Genomic DNA, 5,931 nt, shown 5'->3' with positions numbered 1-5,931 from the left:
AACATGCGCTGCTCGTGGACGTAATAGTCCGGGCGGCAGGTGGCGAACTCGCGCGACCAGTCGATGGCATAGCCCAGCGACTTCAGCTGGCTGCGCATGTGGTCGATGTTCTTGTAAGTCCAGGCGGCCGGCGCGGTCTTGTTCTTGATCGCGGCGTTTTCCGCTGGCAGGCCGAACGCGTCCCAGCCCATCGGCTGCAGGACGTTGTGGCCGGTCATGCGCTTGTAGCGGCTGATCACGTCGCCGATCGTGTAGTTGCGCACGTGGCCCATGTGCAGCGCACCGGACGGATACGGAAGCATCGACAGGCAGTAGTACTTCGGCTTGTCCGAGGCTTCATCGACCTCGAAGGCACGGGTAGCATCCCAGTACTGCTGGGCGGCGGATTCAACCTGCTGCGGATCGTAAACGTTGGGTTCGACGCTGGTCATGTAACACGCGGTTGCGGCGGCAAAGCGGTACAGCGTACCGCAGTGCGGCAAATGGCTCCAATCCTGCCTGCCGCACCGGCGCGCGGCGTGGCTGCGGGAAGCGTCTCAGCGCCCGCGCGACAGAGGCAGGGCCAGGGCCAGCCAGAGCGCCCAGCAGGCAAAGGCCAACCGCTGCGCCAGCGCCGCCGGCAGTACCCCCGGCAGGCCGAACGCCAGCAGACCGGCACCGATTCCGCAGGCCAGCGTCAGCAGTCCCAGCCTGCGCCCGCCGGAATGCCGCAGCCGCGCCGCGCCCAGCATCACGCTGCCGGCGACAAAGGCCAGTGCCCAGACCATCCACACGCTGGCGTGCAGCTTGCTGGCAGGGCCCTGCATGCCCATCTGGTCTTCGAAATCCAGCGGCAGCAGGCCCATCGCGATGAAGGCGAGACCGGCCAGTAGCAGCATCTGGCTGCCCACGCGTGCCGTCCAGGCGGCGTCCACCGACAGCTGCCGGCGCAGGCGCTCGGCCACGACCACCGCCAGTGCACCCGGCAGCACCAGGCCCAGCAGGTTGAAGCCCAGCGCATGGGGGATGCCGTGCGCGCCCAGCCAGGTCACCGGATGCATCGCCTGCGAATAGTCCGGCAGGGCCGCACCGAAGCCGGCCACCGACAGCACGAACAGGGCTGCGGCGAGCATGCCTACCCAACGATCCAGCCGAACCACGGACATTGCAGCCACTCTTCAGGAGAACATCAGGCCATTGTCACGGCAGCCGGCACCTGCGCCAAGCCGTCCGCGATTTCATGGGGGGCGTGACCGCAGGGTTGAGACCGGCAAGGTTCGTCACCATAGAATCGGTCTCCAGATGCCGAACGATGCCCCATGACCGAGACGACCTACGTATTCGATGCCACCACTGCCACCTTCGAGGCGGAAGTGCTGCAGAAGTCGCTGCAGACGCCGGTCCTGGTGGATTTCTGGGCGACCTGGTGCGAGCCGTGCAAGACCCTCGGCCCGATGCTGGAGAAGCTGGCCGGCGAATACAACGGCGCGTTCGAGCTGGCCAAGGTCGACGTGGACAAGGAACAGCAGATCGCGGCGGCCTTTCAGATCCGTTCGGTGCCCACCGTGTTCCTGGTCAAGGGTGGACAGCTGGTGGACGGCTTCCCCGGCGCCCTGCCGGAAGGCCAGCTGCGTGAATTCCTGGCCCAGCACGGCGTTGTGCCGGCTGACGTCGGCGACACCATCGCCGAAGACGAAGCGCCGCTGGACCCGCAGGCGCAGGTCGACGTGCTGCGCGCGCAGATCGCCGCCGAGCCGGACAAGGATGAGCTGAAGCTCGACCTGGCCCTGGCGCTGCTGCAGGTCGGCGGCGTGGACGAGGCCGCTACCCTGATCGATGCACTGCCCGCCAACCTGGCCACCGACGACCGCGCCGTGCGTGGCCGCGCCCGGCTCTCCTTCGCCGCCGCGCTGAAGGATGCCCCGCCCGCCGAGGAGCTGGATGCGCGCATCGCCGCCGACGGCAAGGATCTGCAGGCACGCCACCTGCGGGGTGTGCAGCAGCTGCTGGCCGGCGAGGACGAAGCTGCGCTGGAACAGTTCCTGGAGATGCTGCGGATCGACCGCAGTTTCCAGGAAGGACTGCCGCGCAAGGCCCTGATCGATGCGTTCAACGTCATCGCCGATGAAGACCTGGTCGGCCGTTCGCGGCGCCGGATGGCCTCCCTGCTGTTCTGAACGGCACCGGCATCGTTCAGAATCCCTGCACTGAACGCGGGCAATAATGCCCGCGATGGTGGCCCCCAGGGTCGCCACGATCCGTTCGGGGGGATGAGGTCGGGGCCATGGGGTCTTGCTGCTGCGCCCCCGCTTTGCCGGGACAGCTATCCGTGACCGTTGGCCGCTCGTCGTCTTTCATCAAGTATTTCCTGCGCACACTGCTGTGCGCCCTCTGCCTGTGGCCGGCGCTTGCCGGCGCGCAGGACTGGAACTACCGGGTCCGCCCCGGCGATACCCTGTGGGATCTCGGCGCGGCCTACCTCAAGCCCAGCATCGGCTGGCAGCAGCTGCAGCAGCACAACCGCATCGACAACCCGTACCGGCTGCCGCCGGGTGAACTGCTGCGCTTCCCGATCGGCTGGCTGCGCGTTGAGCCCGCCCCGGCGCGGGTACTGGCCGTGCGTGGGCAGGTTGAACTGAGCGCGGCCGATGGCAGCAGCAGCCGCGCCGTGCGCGCAGGCGAACAGCTGCACATCGGTGACGCGATCCAGACCAAGGCCGATTCCAGCATCACCCTTGAGTTCGCCGATGCGTCGCGCTTGCAGCTGCGCGAATACTCACGCCTGCGCCTGGACCAGCTCAGCCGCTATGGCCGCACCGGCATGGTCGATACCCGCCTGCGCCTGCAGCAGGGGCGCGCCAGCAACCGGGTAACCCCTGCGCGCGGGCCGGCCTCGCGCTACATCATCGATGCCCCCACGGCCACCAGCAGCGTGCGCGGCACCGTGTTCCGGGTCAGCGCCGGCGATGATGCCCATGCCGGTGCCACCGAAGTACTGGAAGGCAAAGTGCAGGTCGGCAACCCGCATGGCCAGCATCTGGTGCACCCCGGCCAGGCCAGCCGCAGCGCGGGCAGCGGAACGGCGCCCGAAACGGTTTCCGGTTTGCTGCCGGCACCGCGCCTGCGTGCCGATGCGACCCGCCTGGGAGCCCTGCCGGCCCAGCTCGCGTGGGAGCCGGTGACCGGCGCCGGTCACTACCGGGTCGAAGTGGTGCAGGCCGCCACCCCGGAAATCCTGTTGTTTGCCGCCGACACCGCCGACACCCGGCTGCTGATCGGCGAGCTGCCGCCAGGAACGCTGCGCCTGCTGCTGCGCGCAGTGGATGCACAGGGTGTGGAAGGCCTGGATGCCAGCGAGGATTTCGTCCTCGACGACCAGCCGCCACCGCCGCTGACCATTTCTCCGCTGCAGGGACAGTCGGTCAACAGCGACCGTCCCCGCTTCCACTGGAGCCAGGCGCCCGGTGCCAGCAGCAGCGTGCTGCAGGTGGCTGACGAGCCGCAGTTCCTGCAGCCGCTGCGCGAGCAGAGCACCGGCGGCACCGACCTGCGCCTGGGCCAGCCGCTGCCTCCCGGCCAGTACTACTGGCGAGTCGCTTCGCGTGATGACCAGGGCCACCAGGGTCGCTACGGCCAGGCACTGACGCTGCAACTGACCGATGAACCGGTGAACCCGGCACTACAACCGCCTGAAGCCACCGATGGCGAGCTGACCCTGCGCTGGCAGGCGGGAAGCGACGGGCAGCGCTACCGCGTGCAGGTCGATCGCCGCGGCGACTTCAGCGCGCCGCTGCTCGATACCACCGTCGACCAACCGCAGGTCAGTTTCAAGCGCCCGTGGCGCGGCACGCTGCACATCCGCGTGCAGTACATCGATGACGACGGCCATGCTGGCCCGTTCTCGCCCGCCCAGCAGGTCAAGCTGCCGTGTCGCCTGTGCTACGGCGCCAGCGGTGGTGCCCTGCTGCTGTGGCTGTTGCTGTGAGGCGCTCGCCGCTGCCGTGGTCGCGACGGATCCTGCTGGCCCTGCTGGCGGGTGTAGCGACGGCGGTGGTCAGCCATGGCCAGTGGCTGTGGCGGCAGGACGAAAGCGCGTACGACCTGATGGTCGGCAGCTGGGATTACCGCCCCGACCCCAGCGTGCTGATCGTGGCCATCGACGAAGGCAGCCTGCAGCAGCTGGGCCAGTGGCCGTGGCCGCGCTCGATGCATGCCCGCCTGCTGGACCGCTTGACCGACGCCGGTGCCGAGCGCGTCGCGCTGGACCTCATGCTGTCCGAGCCCGATCGTCGCGATGCGCGCCAGGATGCCGAGCTGGCAGCGGCGATCCGTCGCAACGGCCACGTGGTGCTGCCGGTGCTGGCCGCGCCTGCCGCTGGCGACCGCATGGCCGAGGAAATGCTGCCGATCCCGCTGATTGCCGCCAGCGCCGCCGCCCTCGGCCACAGTGACGTTGAAGTCGACGGCGATGGTGTCGCCCGTGGGGCCTACCTGCACGCCGGCATCGGCCAGGCGCACTGGCCGGCACTCGGCCTGGCGTTGACCGGCCTGCCGCCGCAACGCGCACAGGGCCTGCCCGACCCCGACCCGGCGCTGGACTCGCCCTATCAATGGCGCCGCAATGATTACGTGCGCGTGCGTTATGCCGGGCCACCGGAACGCTTGCCGCAGGTGTCCTACGCCGATGTGCTGGAAGGGCGCGTGGATGCCTCGATGCTGCGTGGCAGGCGCATCGTGGTGGGCATGACGGCCAGCGGCATCGCCCTCCGCCTGTTGACACCCACCACCCGCGAATACTGGATGAGCGGCAGCGAGTACCAGGCCAACATCGCCTCGATGCTGCTGCAGGACAAGCAGATCAACGTGCTGCCCCGCGCCTGGCAGGACGCCCTGGCCGGCCTGCTGGTGGCCATGTGCGTGCTGCTGCTCGGGCTGCGCCTGCCCTGGGTGGTTGCGCTGTGCTCGCTGCCGGCCGCGCCGCTGCTGAGCTGGCTGCTGCTGCGCACCGGCAGCCTCTGGTGGGCGCCGGCCAGCGCCCTGCTCGGCGTCGTGCTGGTGCTGACSGCGTGGGCGACCTGGCGSATCGCCTCCTGGCACCGCCAGGCCAACCGYGATGCGCTGACCGGACTGGGCAACCGMCTGCGCTTCGARCAGTCGCTGCAACAGGAATGCGATGCGGCRCGCCGCAGTGGCAAGCCACTGACCCTGGCCCTGATCGACGTCGACCACTTCAAGCACCACAACGATCGTCATGGCCACCAGGTCGGCGATCGCGTGCTGTGCGAAGTGGCCCGCCTGATCCAGGCGCATGCCCGGCGCCCCCGTGACATGGCTGCCCGCTACGGCGGCGACGAGTTCGCACTGGTGTTGCCCGACACCCCGGTTGAAGGCGCGCGGCAGGTGATCGAAGACCTGATCTCCTGCATCCGCGCCCTGCCGCCGCCCGGCGATGGCAGCGACACAGGCGTCACCCTGACCATCGGCGTCTACACCCGTGTGCCTGACGGCGACCTGCAACCGCATCATTTCGTCGAAGGCGCCGACAACGCGCTGTACCGGGCCAAGGACAATGGCCGCGACGGCTACGTGATCGACGGCGGCACGCCCGAGCCATAGCGCCGGGCAGGCCTGTCGGGGCGCTGCGGGCTACAACATACGCATGCGAATGGTTAGACTGGGCGCCCCGTCCCCTGCCCGGTTCCCGCATGAAAGCCAGCACGTTCCGCTTCGGCATCAACCTGTGGCCACCGTTCCTGTTCACCGGCATCCATGTCACCCGGATCACCCCGGACTACCGGCAGATCGACGTGGAACTGCGCCTGCGCCCCTGGAACCGCAACTACGTCGGCACCCACTTCGGTGGCAGCCTGTTTGCGATGACCGATCCGTTCTGGATGCTGGGCCTGATGCACACCCTTGGCCGCGACTATTACGTCTGGGATCGCGCCGGTG

At 68.8% G+C, this 5,931-nt stretch carries 6 protein-coding genes; 4 read left to right on the top strand and 2 right to left on the bottom strand.

Features of this window, described 5'->3' with window-relative positions; all coding sequences use genetic code 11:
- The coding region (locus AC1VAN_RS08570; protein WP_480985630.1) for a class I tRNA ligase family protein at positions 1–431 on the bottom strand (431 nt) is incomplete at its 3' end.
- Between the two features lie 105 nt (positions 432–536).
- Positions 537–1,145 (bottom strand): DUF998 domain-containing protein, encoded by a 609-nt coding sequence (locus AC1VAN_RS08565; RefSeq protein ID WP_180830873.1) that lies wholly within the window; start codon positions 1,143–1,145, stop codon positions 537–539.
- 153 nt (positions 1,146–1,298) lie between these two features.
- Here AC1VAN_RS08565 and trxA point away from each other — a divergent pair, with 153 nt between their 5' ends.
- The 4 genes from trxA to AC1VAN_RS08545 form a co-directional block, all read left to right on the top strand.
- Positions 1,299–2,156, top strand: a complete 858-nt coding sequence (gene trxA, locus AC1VAN_RS08560; protein ID WP_442251873.1) for a thioredoxin — start codon at positions 1,299–1,301, stop codon at positions 2,154–2,156.
- A 107-nt stretch (positions 2,157–2,263) separates the two neighbouring features.
- The gene (locus tag AC1VAN_RS08555; protein WP_478013538.1) at positions 2,264–3,964 is read left to right on the top strand and encodes a FecR family protein; all 1,701 of its coding nucleotides are present in this window, start codon (positions 2,264–2,266) and stop codon (positions 3,962–3,964) included.
- Positions 3,961–5,595, top strand: a complete 1,635-nt coding sequence (locus AC1VAN_RS08550) for a CHASE2 domain-containing protein (protein ID WP_032975062.1) — start codon at positions 3,961–3,963, stop codon at positions 5,593–5,595. The genes AC1VAN_RS08555 and AC1VAN_RS08550 overlap by 4 nt, the downstream gene beginning before the upstream one ends.
- 89 nt (positions 5,596–5,684) lie before the next feature.
- Positions 5,685–5,931, top strand: a 247-nt coding sequence (locus AC1VAN_RS08545; RefSeq protein WP_480985629.1) for a DUF4442 domain-containing protein, incomplete at its 3' end; no start/stop codon positions are given.

The sequence above is a fragment of the Stenotrophomonas sp. 05L44_2 genome (assembly GCF_056665995.1).
Note: the sequence above shows the minus strand (reverse complement) of the source record. Positions and strands in the feature narration are given on the sequence as shown.